The organism is Reyranella sp. GW821-FHT12G01 (genome assembly GCF_058806575.1).
Genome location: NZ_JBXAPV010000001.1, coordinates 1,232,919 through 1,250,787 on the forward strand (window position 1 = coordinate 1,232,919; position 17,869 = coordinate 1,250,787).

Sequence of the window (17,869 nt, forward strand, 5' to 3'; positions counted from 1 at the left end):
GTCCGGGCGAGCCTAGTGCCGTGATCGTCGATTCCCCGCAGAATCCTGCTGATTTGAGGCCCGCGAGACACCCGCAAACGCGGCATCGGGCGAAAGCACTGCTCGCGGTCTTCCAGAGATGCTTTACCGACATCGTCTATGAGGTGGCCTGGTACAGCGATTCGGTGAACGCCCAGGCTTTCATCTACCGCAATCGAAAGCATGTGCGCCTGTACGGCGGCCTGGCGCGGCACCGGAAAGTGACCCGGGCCGGCATGGCCTATGCGCTGGCCCATGAGACGGGCCATCACCTCGCGGGGCCGCCTTTCGATCCCACCTACTTCTGGCTCTCCAGTGAGGCGCGTGCCGATGAATGGGCCTTGAGCGAAGGAATGGTTCGAGCCTTCGGGCCGACGCGCGGGCGAAGCATGGCACTCAAGGGGTTGCAGGAACTGGTCGCGCTTTCTCCCGCCGGGGACACTTCCTGTGCAAATCGTCAGAGGCTGTTGAGCGGCCACGATCCTCTGGTCGCGCGAGTTTCTTCGCAAAGTTGATCGCCTGTTTCGGTTGCAGTAGCGTTTGCTTTGTCGCTGGGGCGGCAAAGGGGGATCAGCCATGGGGATGTTGTTCAACAGTCAGGCGGTCATGTATCTCGGCGCTCGAATGAGCGCGGAATTCGCGGAGATCGCGACGGCTCCTGCCATGGGGCTGGCCTACTGGAAAGGGACGAGCGACGAGGCCAAGGAGTTTCGCGACGCCCTGGATGGGTCGTGGCAAAACAAAGTGCCCGCGCTTGGATCCATTACGCTCGAATACTTCGATATTCTCATCCCGGATTCGGCTGATGGCGAGACGCCCGGTTCCGATCCGTCGTCGGGTAAGTCCTACAAGCGCTGGATCATTTTCTGGAAAGATCTGCGCAAGAAGGACAAGCTCAACTACAAGAAGCTCGTGAAGGCGGTTCTCGAGGTCCTGACCGGAAGTGCCCCGGCTATCAAATCGATCACGTTCTCCGCAACGGAAAGCAACGCCATCAATGTCACCGTCGTCGACACGGGACCCAAGCGGGTGATCACGTTGTTCACGCCGAACTGGCACAAGGTGAAGTCCGTCAAGGTTACAAAAAAGAAGAAGCTGTAGGCGGCACGCGGGCCGGCGGGGGCGGGGGACCACGCTGCCCCGCCTTGACCCCCCCGACCCCCATCCCTAGATTGCCGGCCCTATGTTTATCGGGGCCTCCCAGGAGCGAATTATCCGCCCGGTCCGCTGACCGCGGCCGGGTCGTCCTGTCTGTTGGCGGCTATCCCCGGGACTGCCGCCCGTCGCTCCTCTCAGTGCCGAGTTTCTTGTGACAACTGATTATAAATCCAGCGTTTTTCTGCCCAAGACCGATTTCCCGATGCGTGCCGGCCTGCCGAAGAAGGAGCCGGAACTCCTGAAGCGCTGGGCCGACATGAAGCTGTGGGACCGGCTGCGCGAGGAGAGCAAGGGCCGACCGAAGTTCGTGCTGCACGACGGCCCTCCCTACGCCAACGGCAACCTCCATATCGGCCACGCGCTCAACAAGATCCTGAAGGACCTCGTCTCGCGCACCCAGCAGATGCTGGGGAAGGACAGCCACTACGTCCCGGGCTGGGACTGCCATGGCCTGCCGATCGAGTGGAAGATCGAGGAACAGTACCGCGCCAAGAAGCAGGACAAGGACCAGGTCCCGGTGGTCGAGTTCCGCCGCGAGTGCCGCGCCTTCGCCGATCACTGGATCACGGTCCAGCGCGAGGAGTTCAAGCGCCTCGGCGTCGATGGCGACTGGGAGAACTACTACTCGACGATGAAGTACGAGTCCGAGGCCACCATCGTGAAGGAACTGGGCAAGTTCCTGATGAACGGCGGCCTCTACAAGGGCTCGAAGGCGGTGCTGTGGTCGGTGGTCGAGAAGACCGCGCTGGCCGAGGCCGAGATCGAGTATCACGACCATACGTCGGACACGATCCATGTCCGCTTCCCGGTCGTGAAGTCGAAGGGCGGCAAGCTCGACGGCACCTCGATCGTCATCTGGACGACGACGCCGTGGACCATGCCGGGCAACCGTGCGCTCGCCTACGGCAAGGATATCCCCTACGTCGTGGTCGAAGTCGCGGCCGCCGCCGAAGGCAGCAAGGCCCGTGTCGGCGAGAAGCTGCTGTTGGCGCGCGAGCTGGTCGACGCTGTCGCCGAGGAAACGAAGTTCACGCCGAAGATCGTGGCCGAGATCGCGCCCGAGGATCTCGAAGGCCTGATCGCGGCCCATCCGTTCCGTGGCATGGGCTTCGAGTTCGACGTGCGCCTGCTGGCCGGCGATTTCGTGACCGCCGATGCCGGTACCGGCTTCGTGCACATGGCGCCGGGCCATGGCGCCGACGACTACGAGCTGGGCGTCGCCAACGGCGTCGAAGTGCCGGACACGGTCGCCGAGGACGGCACCTACTATCCGCATGTGCCGCTGTTCGCCGGCAAGCGCGTCTACACGCCCGAGGGCAAGAAGGGCGATGCCAACCGCACGTCCATCGCGCTGCTCGACGAGGCCGGCAAGCTGCTCGCCTCGGGCCGCATCACCCACTCCTATCCGCATTCGTGGCGCTCCAAGGCGCCGGTCATCTTCCGCAACGCGCCGCAATGGTTCATCGCCATGGACAAGCCGATCCCCGAGATCGGCGGCACCTTGCGCGAGAAGGCGTTGGCGGCGATCGACGCGACGCGCTTCGTGCCGCGCGCCGGCTACAACCGCCTGCGCTCGATGATCGAGACGCGTCCCGACTGGAACGTCTCGCGCCAGCGCGCCTGGGGCGTGCCGATCGCGGTGTTCGTCGACAAGAAGACCGGCGAGCCGCTGCGCGACGCCGAGGTGATGGAGCGGATCGTCGAGGCGTTCCGCGCCGAGGGTGCGGATGCCTGGTTCGACAGCCCGCCCGAGCGCTTCCTCGGCAACAAGTACAATGCCGCCGACTTCGAACAGGTCACCGACATCCTCGACGTCTGGTTCGACTCGGGCTGCACGCATGCCTTCACGCTCGAAGGCAACGACCAGCTCAAGTGGCCGGCCGACCTCTATCTCGAAGGCTCGGACCAGCATCGCGGCTGGTTCCATTCCTCGCTGCTCGAAAGCTGCGGCACGCGCGGCCGCGCGCCCTATGACGGCGTGCTGACGCACGGCTTCACGCTCGACGAGCAGGGCCGCAAGATGTCGAAGTCGCTGGGCAACATCACCGCGCCCCAGTCGGTCTGCGACCAGTACGGCGCCGACATCCTGCGCCTCTGGGTGGTCGGCACCGACTACACCGAGGACCAGCGTATCGGTCCGGAGATCCTGAAGCACCAGGCCGAAGCCTATCGCCGCCTGCGCAACACGCTGCGCTATCTGCTGGGCAGCCTCGAAGGCTATTCGTCGGACGAGGCGGTGGCCCATGCCGAGATGCCCGAGCTCGATCGCTGGGTGCTGCATCGCCTGGCCGAGCTGGACGTCATGCTGCGCAAGGCCGTGGACGACTACGACTTCCACACGATCGCGACGGAGCTCCATAACTTCTGCGCCGTCGATCTCTCGGCCTTCTACTTCGACATCCGCAAGGACTCGATCTACTGCGACGCGGCCAGCACCTTGCGCCGTCGCGCGGCGCGCACCGTCATGGCCGAGGTCTTCTCGTTCCTGACGGCATGGCTGGCGCCGATCACCTGCTTCACGGCCGAAGAGGCCTGGCTCGCGCGTCCCGGCGACATGCCGGACGGCAAGGCCGAGAGCGTGCATCTGCGTCTCTATCCGACGATCCCGGCGAGCTGGCTCGATGCCGCGCTCGGCGAGAAGTGGAAGACCGTGCGCGCGCTGCGCCGCGTCGTGACTGGCGCGCTGGAACTGGAGCGCGCCGAAAAGCGCATCGGTTCGAGCCTGCAGGCCGCGCCGCATGTGCATGTCTCGCCGGAATACATGAAGGCGATGGAAGGTCTCGACCTGGTGGAGATCTGCATCACTTCCGGCGGCGATCTGGTCGCGGGCGAGGCGCCGGCCGGCGCGTTCACCTTGCCCGACGTGGCGGGCGTGGCCGTGGTGCCGAGCCCGGCCGAGGGCACCAAATGTGCACGCTGCTGGCAGGTGCTTGAGGAGGTCGGCAAGTCGGCCGCCCACCCGCTGCTCTGCCTGCGCTGCGAAGAGGCGGTTTCGGCATGAGGCGGATCGATCGCCAGGCGATGGCGCTGCTGGCCGTCACGTTGGTGGCGGACCAGGTCTCCAAGCAGCTTCTGCTGGGCTTCCTGCTCAAGGCCGGCGCCATCGTGCCGGTGATCGACGGCTTCTTCCGGCTGGTGATCGTGTGGAATCGCGGCGTGAGCTTCGGCCTGTTCGGCGGCGATCAGGCCTTGCCGCCCTGGGTCCTGTCGGGCGTGGCGATCGCGGTCTGCGTCGGACTTTTCCTGTGGCTGCGACGAACCGACCGACCCCTGACCGGATGGGGCATCGGCCTTGTCATGGGGGGAGCCATCGGCAATGTTATCGACCGCGCCCGTTGGGGTGCGGTCTTCGATTTCGCTGATTTCCACATTGGGCAATGGCACTGGCCGGCGTTCAATGTCGCCGATGCGGCGATCGTGATCGGCGTCGGACTGATGTTGATCGATTCGCTGATCGGCGAAAAGAAACAGGCGCCCTGAAGCGGCCATGATCGGCGGACAAAAGCCTACTACCAAGGACGGATGATGAAACCGACTCTCCTCCCGATTCCGCTGGCGCTTCTGGCCTGCAGCACCCTCGCCTTGGGAGGTTGCAGCGCGTTCAACAATCTCGGCGGCGGCAAGAAAGTCTCGCCTGACGAGTTCAAGATCGTCTCCCATTCGCCGCTGACCATGCCGCCGAACGCCGAGCTGCGTCCGCCGCGGCCGGGCGAGCCGCGCCCGCAGGAAGTGACGCCCGCCGACCAGGCCAAGGAAGCGCTGTCGCCGGCGCTGGCCGGTCGCACCCAGGCCCGTGTCAACGCCGGCCCCGATGCCGCGCGCTCGGGCAGCACCTCCGAGCAGGCGCTCGTCGCCCGCGCCGGCCAGGGTGGCCTCGATCCCAACATCCGCGGCCAGGTCAACAAGGACACCAAGACCCTGGGCGAGAGCGACAAGTCGTTCCTCGACAGCCTGATCTTCTGGCAGGATTCGGGTCCGTCGGGCGTGGTCGTCGATCCGACCAAGGAACAGCAGCGCATCCGCGATTCGCAGGCAGCCGGCCAGCCGGCTTCCGGACCGACGCCGACGATCACCCGTCGCAAGCGCGGCCTGCTCGAAGGCATCTTCTGAGTTCGGTTCGACTCCCCGGCCGCCGCGCCCTGCTCGGCGGCCTTTTGGGCGGTATGGCCCTGTCGCCGGCCGCCCCGGCGCTCGCCAAGCTGTTCGCCGTCGAAAAGCGCAACGCCGAGACCTTCACGCTGCCCAACGGCCTGCAGGTCATCGTGCTGCCGTCGCGGCGCGCGCCGATCGTCACCCAGGTCGTGGTCTACAAGATCGGCAGCGCCGACGAGACCTTCGGTCATACCGGCGTGGCGCACTTCCTCGAGCACATGATGTTCAAGGGCACCGACAAGGTGCCGAGCGGCGAGTTCTCGCGCATCGTCTCGCGCAACGGCGGCCGCGACAACGCCTACACCACCTTCGATTCCACGGGCTATCACCAGACCGTCGCGCCCGAGCGGCTCGACCTGGTGATGCGCATGGAAGCCGATCGCATGACCAACGTGCACATCACCGAGCGCGAGATCGTGCCCGAGCGGCAGGTCATCCTCGAGGAACGCCGCATGCGCACCGACAACGTGCCGTCGTCGCTGCTCGATGAAGCCGTGCGCGAACAGCTCTACGGCCGGCACAAGCCCTATGCGATGCCGGTGATCGGCTATGCCGACGACATCAAGAAGCTCGGCGTCAACGATCTCCTGGCCTTCTATCGCCGCTACTACGCGCCCAACAACGCGATCCTGATCGTGGCCGGCGACACCACGCCTGAAGAAGTGCGCAAGCTCGCCGAGCGGCACTACGGGCCGATCGCCAGCCGCAAGACCGAGGCACGGGTGCGGCCCTCGCAGGGCGGCGCCGACCTGCCGCAGAAGGTGATCCGCGCCGATGCACGCGTCGTCGAGCCGCGCTGGTCGCGACTGTGGCTGGCGCCGTCCTACAAGATGGGCGAGACGAAGCATGCCTATGCGCTGCAGGTGCTGGCGCGCCTGTTCGGCGGTACCGAGACCAGCCGCCTGTCGAGAGTGCTGGTCGACGAACGCATGATCGGCCTGTCGGCCTGGGCGTCGTACAATCCGGCCAGCCTCGGCCTCACCTCGTTCGACATCGGCGTGCATCCCGCCAAGTCGCGCAGCATGTCCGACGTCGAGGACGCGGTGATGGGGGAGATGAAGAAGCTGCTCGACGGCGGCGTCACGGCCGAGGAAGTCGAGCGCGCGCAGAACCAGCTGCTGGCCGCCGCCATCTACTCGCAGGATTCGCTGGCCAGCGGCCCGCGCATCTACGGCACGGCGCTCAGCACCGGCAGCACGGTGGCCGACATCGACGCCTGGCCGCAGCGCATTTCCGAAGTGACACCGGCCCAGGTGCTGGCGGCCGCGCAGCATGTCTGGCGCGACGACCATGCGGTCACGGCGCTGCTGACTCCGGCCGAGAGCAGCCGATGAAGCGTCTGCGCCTGATCGTGGCCGCCTTGGCCGGCCTGTTGGCCCTGTTGCCCGCCGTCGCGAGTGCGATCGAGATCAAGGAGATCACCACGCCGCTCGGCATCAAGGCGTGGCTGGTCGAGGACAAGAGCACGCCCGTCGTGGCGCTCTCCTTCTCCTTCTCCGGTGGCACCGCCACCGATCCGGCCGGCCAGGCCGGCATCACGGACCTGATGGCGGGCCTGCTGACCGACGGTGCGGGCTCGATGAACGCCCAGGCCTTCCGTCAGCGCCAGGAAGACGCCGCCGCGTCGCTGGGCTTCAACGCCTCGCTCGACCGGCTGACCGGATCGCTGCGCGTGCTGACGGCCAACCGCGACGAGGGCTTCGAACTTCTGCGATTGGCCATGACTGAGCCGCGCTTCGACCTCGACATGGTGGCGCAGCGCCGGGCGCAGACCATCGCCAGCATCAACCAGTCGGCCCAGCGGCCGGGCTCGGTGGCCAGCCGCACCCTGATGGAGACGCTGTTCGCCGGGCATCCCTATGCCGCCGATCCCGACGGCACGCCCGAGGGGCTGGCGGCCGTCACGCCGGAACTCCTGAAGAAGCGCGCGGCCGAGCTGCTGCTGCGCAACAACCTGATCGTTGCGGCGGTCGGCGACATCGGCGAGGCCGAACTGGCGCGCCAGATCGACAAGTCGTTCGGCGTGCTGCCGACCGGCACGCCGCCGGCGCTCCCACCGCAATGGGTGCCGCCGACCAAACCGCGCACCGTCGTCGTCGAGCGGCCGGTGCCGCAGAGCACGGCGCTGCTGGCGCTGCCCGGCATCCCGCGCGACGATCCCGAATGGTATGCGGCGATGGTGATGAACCATGTGCTGGGCGGCGGTGGCCAGCAGTCGCGCCTGTTCAACGAGGTGCGCGAGAAGCGCGGCCTCGCCTACAGCGTGTCGAGCGGCCTGCGCACCTACAAGCGCGCCTCGCTGCTGGTCATGTCGACGGGCAGCGCCAACGAACGCGTCGCCGAGGCGATCAAGGTGATCCGCGCCGAGATGGCCCGCATGCGCAACGAGGGTGTCACCGAGGCCGAGCTCAACGACGCCAAGACCTACCTGACCGGCGCGCTGGCCCTGTCGCTCGATTCGTCGGGCTCGATCGCGGGCCTGCTCCATTCCATGCAGATCGACGGCCTCTCGCCCGATCACCTGACGCGGCGCGCGGCGCTGATCGGGGCGGTCAAGCTCGAGGACGTTCGCAAGGTCGCGCGGCGCTTGCTGCGCGACGAGACGTTGACCACGGTGGTGGTCGGCAAGCCGGTCGGTGTCACGCCGGAACCGTAGGCCCCAGCTTCAGGGATCAGCTCGCATGTTCTACAGCCACGTGATCGACGACGCGCTCGAGGAGAAAGTCGGCAAGAGCGGCCTGCCGCGCGCCGCGCTCGACCGCGAACTCACACGCGCGTCCGGCGCGCTCGACAAGTTCCGCCAGTGGAAGGCCGACGGCACCCTGCCGCTGCTCAGCCTGCCCGGCACGCGCGACGACCTCGCGCTGCTGAAGCCGCATGCCGAGCGCTTCGCGAAGTTCGAGCATGTGATCGTGCTGGGCACCGGCGGGTCGAGCCTCGGCGGGCAGACGCTGGTCGCGCTCAAGGATCTCGGGTTCGGGCCGCAGGCCGGCCATCCGAAGCTGTGGTTCATGGACAATGTCGATCCCTCGACCTTCACGGAGCTGGCGGCGCGCCTGCCGCTCGCGCGCACTGGCCTGATCGTCATCTCCAAGTCCGGCACGACCGCCGAGACGCTGACCCAGTTCCTGACCCTGCTGCCGGAGTTCGAAGCCAAGGTCGGCAAGGACAAGTTGGCCGAGCATGTCATCGCCATTACCGAACCGAGCGACAATGCGCTGGGTCGCCTCGCGGGCCGCATCGGCTGCCCGATCCTCGACCACGATCCCAAGGTTGGCGGCCGCTTCTCGGTCCTGTCGCTGGTCGGGCTGCTGCCTGCCATGATCGCCGGGCTCGATGTCGGCGCGATCCGTGAAGGGGCGGCCAGCGTGCTCGATCCGGTGCTGGAAGCGAGTGACGCCCACACGCTCGCGCCCGCAGTTGGCGCGGCCCTGTCGATCGGCCTCGCCAAGGAACGTGGCATCGGCACCACGGTGCTGATGCCCTATTGCGACCGGCTGGGCTATTTCGGCTTCTGGTATCGCCAGCTCTGGGCCGAGAGCCTGGGCAAGGGCGGCAACGGCACGACGCCGGTGCGCGCCATGGGCACGGTCGACCAGCACAGCCAGCTCCAGCTTTATCTCGGCGGCCTGCCGGACAAGATGTTCACCGTGCTGATCCTCGACACGGCGGGGAAGGGCAAGAAGGTCCCGGCCGAGGCGCTGGGCGGCGACAAGGGCCTGGCCTATCTCGCGAACCAGTCACTGGGCGACCTGCTGCTGGCCGAGGCCGATGCCACGGCCGCGACCCTGATCAAGAACGGCCGGCCGACGCGCATCATGCGCATCACCACACTCGACGAAAGGGTGATGGGCGCACTGATGATGCATTACATGCTGGAGACGATGTTTGCCGCCCATCTGCTGGGCGTCGACGCGTTCGACCAGCCGGCGGTCGAGGAAGGCAAGATACTGACCCGCCAGTATCTCGCCGACCGCGTATCATCCACAGGCCGCAAGTCGTAAAATGGCGGCGCCATGAGCGCCCCCCGAACCCTTCGTCGACTTCCGTCGACGCTCGTCAACCGCATCGCCGCCGGCGAGGTCGTCGAGCGTCCGGCGAGCGCCGTGAAGGAGCTGGTCGAGAACGCGCTCGATGCCGGCGCACGGCGCATTGCGGTGACCCTGAAGGAAGGCGGCCGCACGTTCATCTCCGTGGTCGATGACGGTGTCGGCATGTCGCCCGACGAGCTGCGTCTCGCGGTCGAGCGGCATTGCACGTCGAAGCTGCCCGACGACGACCTGACCGACATCCGCACGCTCGGTTTCCGCGGCGAGGCCCTGCCGTCGATCGCCTCGGTTAGCCGCTTCACCATCACCTCGCGCCCCGTGGGCGCCGACACCGCGTGGAGCCTCGAGATCGACGGTGGCGCCAAGGCCGAGCCGAAGCCCGCCGCGCATCCGCAGGGCACGCGGGTGGAAGTGCGCGAGCTGTTCTTCGCCACGCCCGCGCGGCTGAAATTCCTGAAGGAGCCGCGCACCGAGTCGGGCCATGTCGCCGATGCGATGCGCCGGCTCGCCATGGCCCATCCGACCGTGGCTTTCCGGCTGGAAAGCGAGGAGCGGGCGCTGATCGATCTCGCCGCGTCCAACCCGTCGCTGCTGTCGGGCGATGCCGCGCGGCTCGAACGGCTGGCCGCCATCATGGGCCGCGAGTTCGCCGACAATGCCGTGGCGATCGACGCCAACCGCGAGGGCTTCCGGCTCACCGGCTTTGCCGGCCTGCCGACGCTCAACCGGCCGACGAGCCAGCACCAGTATCTCTTCGTCAATGGCCGCCCGGTGCGCGACAAGCTGCTGGCCGGCGCGGTGCGTGGCGCCTATCAGGATTTCCTGGCGCGTGACCGCCATCCGATGGTGGCGCTGTTCCTCGAAGCGCCGACCGAAATGGTCGACGTCAACGTCCATCCGGCCAAGACCGAGGTGCGTTTCCGCGACGCCGGCATCGTGCGTGGCATGATCGTGGGCGCGCTGCGCACCGCGCTGTCGGCCGCCGGCCATCGCGCCAGCACGACCGTGTCGGATGCCGCCCTCGGTGCCTTCCGTCCGCACACGGGCTTCGCAACGCCGCTGCCGATGGGTGGTGGTGGGTTCGGCGGCGGCAACGGCTATTCATCGGTGCCGCGTGGCCTCGCCGAAGCGGCGATGCAGTTCATGGCGCCGCTCGATGGACTCTCGGCGCGAGTCGAGGAGCAGCCCACGAACATCGCGCCCGGCAACTATCCGTTGGGCGTGGCGCGCGCGCAGCTCCACGAGACCTACATCGTGGCGCAGACCGACCAGGGCGTGGTGATCGTCGACCAGCACGCCGCGCACGAGCGGCTGGTGCATGAGCGTCTCAAGACCCAGCTCGAGGCCGAGGGCGTGAAACGGCAGGCGCTGCTGCTGCCCGAGGTCATCGAGATCGGCGAGGACGGCGCGCGTCGTCTCACGCAACGCGCCGCCGAGCTGGCCGACATGGGCCTGGTGCTGGAACCGTTCGGCCTCGGCGCCGTGGTCGTGCGCGAGACGCCGGCCGTGCTGGGCGAGGTCGATATCCAGGGTTTGGTGCGCGACCTGGCCGACGAGCTGGCGGAGATGGGCGATCATCTCTCGCTGAAAGAGAAGGTCGAGGAAGTCTGCGGTACGCTGGCCTGCCATACGTCGGTGCGGGCTGGCCGCCGGCTCACGGTCGAAGAGATGAACGCGCTGCTCCGCCAGATGGAGGCGACACCGCACTCCGGACAGTGCAATCATGGACGTCCGACCTACGTCGAACTCAAGCTGGCCGACATCGAGCGGCTGTTCGGAAGACGATGAATAAGTTTCTCGCGCTGCTGCTGATCGCGGGCGTTGCCACCACCGGTGCGGCGCTGGCCCAGAATCGCGCGCCCGCGCCGCCTTCGGGCATGCCACCCGGCACCACGCCGACGCCCGCACCGGCCTCGCCGCTCGACGGCACCTGGCGCGGCACCAGCGACGGCGGCTCGTGCAATGCGCCGCTCGACTACGTGCTCAACATCGAATCGGGCTTCGTCGACGGCTCGGCCTTCGACACGACCGCGCGCGGTCCCGTGCCGAACACCAAGCGGACGGCGCCGCCGCCTCCGGGTCCCGGTCTCTGGCAGGTCCATGGCGTGGCCAAGGTCGGCGCGCCGTTCAATCTGCTGAGCCTCGCCTCGGTGAAGGGGACGGAGCATCGCCGCATGCAGCTCACGGCCACGGGCGATGCGTCGGGTCTGGTCGTCACCGAGACCGGCGGCTGCCGGCGGACGGCACGACTCAGCCGAAGCTGACGAGACCTAGCCGCTCGCGCCGCAGCCAGCGGACGAGCAGCAGTAGCGCCACGACGGTGAGGCCCGTCGCCAGGCCGATCCACAGGCCAAAGCCCTGCAGCCCGGCCCAGAAGGCCAGCACCACGCCCAGCAGCAGGCCGATGCACCAGTAGCCGACACCGGCATAGATCATGGGCACGCGGGTGTCGTGCAGGCCGCGCAGCATGCCGGCCGCCACCGCCTGGCCGCCATCGGCCACCTGGAACAGCGCGGCGACCATGAGGAAGCTCACCGCCAGTTCGATGACGGGCGCATTGGCCGGCGTGTCGAGATCGAGGAACACCCCGACCAGCAGGCGCGGCGCCAGGACCATGACCAGCGCCGTCATCGCCATGAAGCCGACGCCCATCACGTAAGCCGTCCACCCCGCGCGGCGGATGCCTTCCTTGTCGTGGGCGCCGAAGGCGCGGCCGACGCGGACGGTGGCGGCCTGCGCGAGGCCGAGCGGCACCATGAACGAGAGCGAGGCGAGCTGCATGGCGATCGAATGCGCCGCCAGCGCCGCCGCGCCGATCAGGCCCATCAGGAAGGTGGCGCCGTTGAAGACCGCGACCTCGAACACCAAGGTCGCGCCGATCGGCAGGCCGAGATGCCACAGCTCGCGGAAGCGTGGCCAGTCGGCGCGCCAGAAGCGGCCGAACAGGTGGTAGCGGCGGAACTTCCGGTCGGTGAGCACGACCGCCGCCATCATCGCGAACATCACCAGGTCGGCGATGGTCGTGGCATAACCCGCGCCGACCAGTCCGAGCTTCGGCAGGCCGAAATGGCCGAAGATCAACACCCAGGCGAGCGCGGCGTTGACGACCACGCCGACGATGCCGGCCCACAGCGCCCATAGCGGCCGCTCCAGCGCCGAGATGAACGAGCGCAGCACGAGGAAGAAGAAGAACGGCAGCAGCGACCATTGCAGGGCGCGGACATACTCGCTGGCGGCCTTGGCGAGCGCCGGCTCCTGGCCGAGCAGCAGCAGGATCGCCTCGCTCTGCCACAGCGCGATCCAGATCGGCACGGTGACGACGACGGCGGTCCACATCCCCTGGCGCACCGTGCGGCGCACGTCGCGCACCGAATGGCCCTTGCGGCCGAGCTCGCGCGCGATCATCGGCGCGGTCGCCGTCGTGAGACCGAGGCCGAAGATCATCGTCGCAAAATAGAGGTTGGAACCGAGTGCGCCGGCGGCCAGCGCGTCGGGGCCGAGCCAACCCATCATCACCACGTCGGTCGCGGTCATCATCGTCTGCGCGAGATTGGTGAGGATCAGCGGCCAGGCGAGCACGAGCGTCGCGCGCGCTTCCGCGCCCCACGTCATCCGGCCCGTCGTGTCTGTCTGTGCACTCTCGCTCATGCCGGCGCTTATAGCCGGCACACCGTTACGTTCACAGGTACGTTCACAAACCCTACCTCGCGATTCAACTGGGGAGGTGTCGCGTCTTACGCGACGGAGGGGTCATGAGTGGCCGTTCTTCCTTCGGCGCTCCCGGACATCGCTTCGCGATGTCCTGACGCTCAAGGGGCCGAGCTTCGCTCGGCCTACAAGTCGCAGGTGATGCGTTCTTCGCTGCCGGCCATCAGCCGGAAGAAGGCGTCCTGCGGCTTTTCCATCACGAACATGGCGCGGGCATCGAGGCCGAGATTGAGGCCGCGCACGACGGCGCCGCTGACGCCGTGGCTCACCACGACGGTGCGGGTGTTCGACATCGCGATCTCGGTCAGCACGGCCTCGCAACGCCGGCGCAGGTCGAGATGCGTCTCGCCACCCGGCGGGCAGTAGCCGTGCGGATCGGCGCGCCAGTCGGCCATCGCCGTCGGATGATCGATCTCGATCTCGGCCCAGGAGAAGCCTTCCCAGCTTCCGTAGGAAAGCTCGGCCAGCCGCATGTCCTCGCGCCATTCGGAGGAGGGGAGTCCCAGTTCGTGGCCGATGATCTCCGACGTCTCGCGCGTGCGGCCGAGCGGGCTGCGCAGGAAGATCGTCGGGCCGGGCTCGCGGTCGAGCTCGGCCTTCAGCGTGCGGCCCATGGCCATCGCCTGCACCCTTCCGCGCGGCGTCAGGTCGGAGTTCTTGTGGCCCTGCATGCGGCGTTCGGTGTTCCACGCGGTCTCGCCGTGCCGCAGCATGTAGAGGGGAGCCCCAAGTTTCATGAAGGGAGCTTCACGACGTCCGCTTGAGGATCACGATCTTGGCGGCGCCATAGCGCCTCTCGTCGATCGTCTCGAAGCCGGTGGGCACCGCGATGTCCTCGTTGTAGGCGAGTTCGACGGTGACGACGGCGCCGGGCGCCATCCAGCCGGCATTGGCAAGTGCGGTGATCGCGGTCGCGGCCTCGCCCGAGCGATAGGGCGGGTCGAGAAAGACGAGATGGCACGGCTCGCGACACTGCGGCGGCCGGGTCATGTCGGCGCGCACGACCTTGGACGCGCCGGTCTCGCCCAGCTTGCGCAGGTTCTCGCCGATCGCCTTGATCGCCGCGGCATCGTTGTCGAGGAAGGTCACGTGCTCGGCGCCGCGCGACAGCGCTTCGAGCCCCAGCGCGCCGGAGCCGGCATAGCCGTCGAGCACCCGCGCATCGATCAGCGGCGAGGTGCCGCCGTCCTCGTCCATGTCGCGCCAGCGCGCATGCATCAGCACGTTGAACAGCGCCTCGCGCGCGCGGCTGGCGGTGGGGCGCGTCGCTTCGCCTTCCGGCGTCACGAGCATCCGGCCGCGATGCTTGCCGCCGATGATCTTGATCATCAGTGCTTCCGGCGCTTGGTGCGGGCCGGCGTCGGCTTGGGACGCGCCCAGCCTTCCTTGCGCGGCGGCCGCTTGACGCCCAGCAGGCTGTCGAGCGCCTGCGGCGGGATCTCGTCGATATGGCCGCGCTCGATCTCGCCGAGGCTGAACGGCCCGAAGGCCACGCGGATCAGGCGCACCACCGGCAGGTCGAGATGGGCCAGCACGCGACGTACTTCGCGGTTCTTGCCCTCGGCCAGCGCGATGTCGATCCACGCATTGGAGCGCTGCTGGCGATCGAGGCTGGCCTGGATCGAACCGTAGCGGATGCCCTCGATGGTGATGCCGTTGGCGAGTTCCGCGAGCTTCGCCTCGTCGACATTGCCGTGCACGCGGGCACGATAGCGGCGCGTCCAGCCGTTGGCCGGCAGTTCGAGCTGTCGCGCGAGGCCGCCGTCGTTGGTGAGCAACAGCAGGCCTTCCGACATGTAATCGAGCCGGCCGACCGTGACGACGCGCGGCATGCCCTTGGGCAGCGATTCGAAGATGGTGCGGCGTCCTTCCGGATCGCGCGCCGTCACCAGCTCGCTCGGCGGCTTGTGGTAGCGCCACATGCGCGGCCGGTCCGCGGCGCCCAGCAGCTTGCCGTCGACCTCGATCACGCTCTTGTCGGTGACGACGCAGGCCGGGGTCTCGAGGATCTTGCCGTCGACCGAGACACGGCCGGCTTCGATCCAGCGTTCGGCATCGCGACGCGAGCACAGGCCGGCGCGCGCGAGGCGCTTGGCGATGCGCTCGCCTTCTTTCGCTACGGGTTCGCTCATTTTGCTGCCGCCGCTCCCAGGAAGGCGCGGAACAGTTTCGCGTCGCCTTCGGAGATCAGGAATTCAGGATGCCACTGCACGCCGATGCAGAAACGATAGGCCGGCGCCTCGATGCCCTCGATGACGCCGTCCGGTGCGGTCGCGTTCACGATCACGCCGTCGGGCGAATCGGCCGCCGCCTGGTGATGCGCGCTGTTCACCTGCAGCTCCTCGGCGCCGACGATGCCGTGGAGCTGCGTGCCCCTGGCCACCTTCACGACATGGCCGGGCTCGTTGCGCGGGTTGGGCTGCTCGTGCGCCAGCGGCTCGGCGATCGTGTCGGGGATGTGCTGGATCAGCTTGCCGCCCAGCACGACGTGCAGGAGCTGCTGGCCGCCGCAGATGCCCAGCACCGGCTTGTCCTGCGCCAGCGCCCCCTTGGTGACGCCGAACTCGAAGGCGGTGCGGCGGTCCTTGGTGATGACCGTCGAATGGCGCGCGCCGCCGCCATAGTAGGAGGGATCGACGTCGAAGGCGCCGCCGGTCACCACCAGCGCGTCGATGCGCTCCAGATAGTCGGCGACCCGGTCGGGCTCGTGCGGTAGTGCCACGGCAAGACCCCCCGCCGCGTCGATCGCGTCGAGGTAGTTCTGGCGCAGCGCATACCAGGGAAACTTGGAGTATCCGCCGGGCTTTTCAGCATCCAGCGTGACTCCGATCAGGGGACGGGGCATGCGGGCCAAGATACGCGGGTGCGCCGCCTTGCGCTACAGTGCGGCCGTCATGCCGGATACCTCCAAACTTACGCCCATGGACAGGGCCCTTGCCGCCGCCCGCGCCGCTGGTGCGCGGGGCGAGGTGCCGATCGGCTGCGTGATCGTGGGGCCGAGCGGCGCCGTGCTGGCCGAGGCCGGCAACCGCACCGAGGAGCTGAAGGACCCGACCGCCCATGCCGAGCTTTTAGCGATCCGGGCGGCCGCGGCGGCCTTGGGCTCACCGCGCCTGGTCGACTGCGATCTCTACGTGACCCTGGAGCCCTGTCCGATGTGCGCCCAGGCGATCTCCTTCGCCCGCCTGCGCCGCGTCTACTGGGGCGCCAGCGACCCCAAGGGCGGCGGCATCGAGCAGGGGCCCCGAATCTTCGACCAGCCAACCTGCCACCATCGGCCGGACCTCTATCCCGGCCTCGGCGAGCGCGAGGCCGGCGACCTGCTGCGCACGTTCTTTAGGGAGCGGCGGTAAAAAACCCGTCGTCCCTCGACTGCGCTGCGCTCCGCTCGGGACGACGGTGTTCTCGCTTTAAGGCTTCACGAACTTCAGGACGAATTCGTCCTTGGGCTGCGGCGGGTCGGGCGTGTTCTTGTCGCGCGGGTCGTTGGGATTGCGCAGGAAGTTGCCCTCGGCGACCAGCTTGAAGCCGGCGGCCTCGACCTCCTTTCGCAGGAACGCTTCCTCGATGCGATGCAGCGTGCCGGATTCGGAGATGCCGGTACCGGCACGGCCCGAATGGTCGGCGATGACATAGAAGCCGCCCGGCTTCAGCGCCTTGAACGCCGCCGCATTCATCTTCGCGCGGTCGATCTCGAGGAAACCGAGGTCGTGATAGTTGAACATCAGGGTGATGAGATCGAAGCGGCCGTTGGCGAGTTCCGCCGGCACCGGATCCTCGAACGGACGCGAGAGCGCGGTGATCGGCGCGGCGGCGACGCCCGCGGCCTTCATCTTCTCGGCCCGGTCGGCGAGCGCGACCGGCGAGGGACGCGGCGGCGCCGGCGGCGTGGCCGGTGCAGCCGCAGCGGGGGCCGGCGTGGCGGTCGGATTGGCATTGCCTTCCGGCGCGGCGGGACGCGGCGCGGGCTGGCTGGGATCGCGCGGCGGCCGGCTCTGTCCATAGACCGCGCCTGTCGGCCCAATCGAACGGGCCAGCAATTCGGTCGTGTAGCCACCGCCGGCGCTGAGATCGAGCGCGGTGATGCCCGGCGCGATGGCGATGAAGGCCAGCATGTCTGCGGGCTTGCGGCGCTGGTCGTTGGTGCGGTCGGCGGCGCTGCGGTCCGGGCTCGCCAGAATCTCGGCGATGCGCGCCGGTGAGTTCGGCTGCTGTGCCAGTGCCGTGCCCGTCACCAGGACGAGCGTCGCGCCCGCGATCAGGGCCAGTCTTTTGAATGTCATCGTTTCACTCCCGATGCGGGCGTGTCATCCGCGTCCGCGGTAGGAGGCTACACCTGTATCGGGCAGCCACAAGCCCTTGGGCGGCGCGGCCGTCTGCCAGAAAACGTCGATCGGCATGCCGCCGCGCGGATACCAGTAGCCGGCGATCCTGAGCCAGCGCGGCGCCATCGCCTTCACCAGCCGCTTGCCGATGCCCACGGTACAATCCTCGTGGAAGGCCGCCTCATTACGGAAGCTGTTGAGGAAGAGCTTCAGCGACTTGCTCTCGACCAGCTTGGTCCTCGGCACGTAGTCGATCACCAGATGGGCGAAATCGGGCTGGCCGGTCACCGGGCAGAGCGAGGTGAACTCGGGCTGCGTGAAGCGGGCGAGATAGAGCGTGCCCGGATGCGGGTTGGGCACCGTTTCCAGGACGGCCTGGTCGGGCGAGGCGGGGAGGGCGGTGGCCTGCCCGAGCTGACGGAGTTTTGCGTATTTAGCCATGCACCCATCATATGCTAA

18 protein-coding genes are annotated in these 17,869 nt (G+C 67.9%); 11 read left to right on the forward strand and 7 right to left on the reverse strand.

Annotation, left to right across the window (positions count from 1 at the left end; genetic code table 11):
* Positions 1–20: 20 nt before the first annotated feature.
* From AC1RP5_RS06060 to AC1RP5_RS06105, 10 genes are all read left to right on the forward strand, one after another.
* Entirely contained in the window at positions 21–533 is a 513-nt protein-coding gene (locus AC1RP5_RS06060) for a hypothetical protein (RefSeq protein WP_493109703.1), read from the forward strand.
* 61 nt (positions 534–594) lie between these two features.
* Positions 595–1,119 (forward strand): hypothetical protein, encoded by a 525-nt coding sequence (locus AC1RP5_RS06065; protein ID WP_493109705.1) that lies wholly within the window; start codon positions 595–597, stop codon positions 1,117–1,119.
* Positions 1,120–1,378: 259 nt separating this feature from the next.
* Complete coding sequence (ileS, locus tag AC1RP5_RS06070) at positions 1,379–4,177, forward strand: isoleucine--tRNA ligase (protein ID WP_493109707.1); 2,799 nt, start codon at positions 1,379–1,381, stop codon at positions 4,175–4,177.
* Entirely contained in the window at positions 4,174–4,656 is a 483-nt protein-coding gene (gene lspA, locus AC1RP5_RS06075) for a signal peptidase II (protein WP_493109709.1), read from the forward strand. Before ileS ends, lspA begins: the two co-directional genes overlap by 4 nt.
* Positions 4,657–4,701: 45 nt before the next feature.
* Positions 4,702–5,286, forward strand: coding sequence for a DUF3035 domain-containing protein (locus AC1RP5_RS06080; protein WP_493109711.1), 585 nt, complete (start codon positions 4,702–4,704; stop codon positions 5,284–5,286).
* Between the two features lie 53 nt (positions 5,287–5,339).
* Positions 5,340–6,662: a M16 family metallopeptidase gene (locus AC1RP5_RS06085; RefSeq protein WP_493109713.1), complete on the forward strand. Its 1,323-nt coding sequence runs from the start codon at positions 5,340–5,342 to the stop codon at positions 6,660–6,662.
* Positions 6,659–7,984, forward strand: a complete 1,326-nt coding sequence (locus AC1RP5_RS06090) for a M16 family metallopeptidase (RefSeq protein ID WP_493109715.1) — start codon at positions 6,659–6,661, stop codon at positions 7,982–7,984. The genes AC1RP5_RS06085 and AC1RP5_RS06090 overlap by 4 nt, the downstream gene beginning before the upstream one ends.
* A 25-nt stretch (positions 7,985–8,009) precedes the next feature.
* A complete protein-coding gene (locus AC1RP5_RS06095; RefSeq protein WP_493109717.1) occupies positions 8,010–9,332 on the forward strand; it encodes a phosphoglucose isomerase-related protein in 1,323 nt (440 codons plus the stop codon).
* A gap of 12 nt (positions 9,333–9,344) precedes the next feature.
* Entirely contained in the window at positions 9,345–11,165 is a 1,821-nt protein-coding gene (gene mutL, locus AC1RP5_RS06100) for a DNA mismatch repair endonuclease MutL (protein ID WP_493109719.1), read from the forward strand.
* Complete coding sequence (locus AC1RP5_RS06105) at positions 11,162–11,641, forward strand: hypothetical protein (protein ID WP_493109720.1); 480 nt, start codon at positions 11,162–11,164, stop codon at positions 11,639–11,641. The genes mutL and AC1RP5_RS06105 overlap by 4 nt, the downstream gene beginning before the upstream one ends.
* Here AC1RP5_RS06105 and AC1RP5_RS06110 read toward each other — a convergent pair.
* From AC1RP5_RS06110 to AC1RP5_RS06130, 5 genes are all read right to left on the reverse strand, one after another.
* Positions 11,628–13,025: an MATE family efflux transporter gene (locus AC1RP5_RS06110; protein WP_493109721.1), complete on the reverse strand. Its 1,398-nt coding sequence runs from the start codon at positions 13,023–13,025 to the stop codon at positions 11,628–11,630. The genes AC1RP5_RS06105 and AC1RP5_RS06110 overlap by 14 nt on opposite strands.
* A gap of 185 nt (positions 13,026–13,210) precedes the next feature.
* Positions 13,211–13,822, reverse strand: coding sequence for a histidine phosphatase family protein (locus AC1RP5_RS06115; protein WP_493109722.1), 612 nt, complete (start codon positions 13,820–13,822; stop codon positions 13,211–13,213).
* A 10-nt stretch (positions 13,823–13,832) separates the two neighbouring features.
* Positions 13,833–14,414 carry a 16S rRNA (guanine(966)-N(2))-methyltransferase RsmD gene (rsmD, locus tag AC1RP5_RS06120; RefSeq protein ID WP_493109723.1) on the reverse strand — a complete coding sequence of 194 codons (582 nt, stop codon included), beginning with the start codon at positions 14,412–14,414 and terminating at the stop codon, positions 13,833–13,835.
* The gene (locus AC1RP5_RS06125) at positions 14,414–15,217 is read right to left on the reverse strand and encodes a pseudouridine synthase (protein ID WP_493109724.1); all 804 of its coding nucleotides are present in this window, start codon (positions 15,215–15,217) and stop codon (positions 14,414–14,416) included. The genes rsmD and AC1RP5_RS06125 overlap by 1 nt, the downstream gene beginning before the upstream one ends.
* Positions 15,214–15,930: a gamma-glutamyl-gamma-aminobutyrate hydrolase family protein gene (locus tag AC1RP5_RS06130; protein ID WP_493109725.1), complete on the reverse strand. Its 717-nt coding sequence runs from the start codon at positions 15,928–15,930 to the stop codon at positions 15,214–15,216. Before AC1RP5_RS06130 ends, AC1RP5_RS06125 begins: the two co-directional genes overlap by 4 nt.
* A gap of 76 nt (positions 15,931–16,006) precedes the next feature.
* Here AC1RP5_RS06130 and AC1RP5_RS06135 point away from each other — a divergent pair, with 76 nt between their 5' ends.
* Positions 16,007–16,438: a nucleoside deaminase gene (locus AC1RP5_RS06135; protein ID WP_493109726.1), complete on the forward strand. Its 432-nt coding sequence runs from the start codon at positions 16,007–16,009 to the stop codon at positions 16,436–16,438.
* Positions 16,439–16,495: 57 nt separating this feature from the next.
* Here the strand turns inward: AC1RP5_RS06135 and AC1RP5_RS06140 are convergent, their stop codons facing one another.
* Positions 16,496–17,368, reverse strand: a complete 873-nt coding sequence (locus AC1RP5_RS06140; protein WP_493109727.1) for a class I SAM-dependent methyltransferase — start codon at positions 17,366–17,368, stop codon at positions 16,496–16,498.
* 24 nt (positions 17,369–17,392) lie between these two features.
* Entirely contained in the window at positions 17,393–17,851 is a 459-nt protein-coding gene (gene queF / locus AC1RP5_RS06145; RefSeq protein WP_493109728.1) for a preQ(1) synthase, read from the reverse strand.
* Positions 17,852–17,869: the final 18 nt, after the last annotated feature.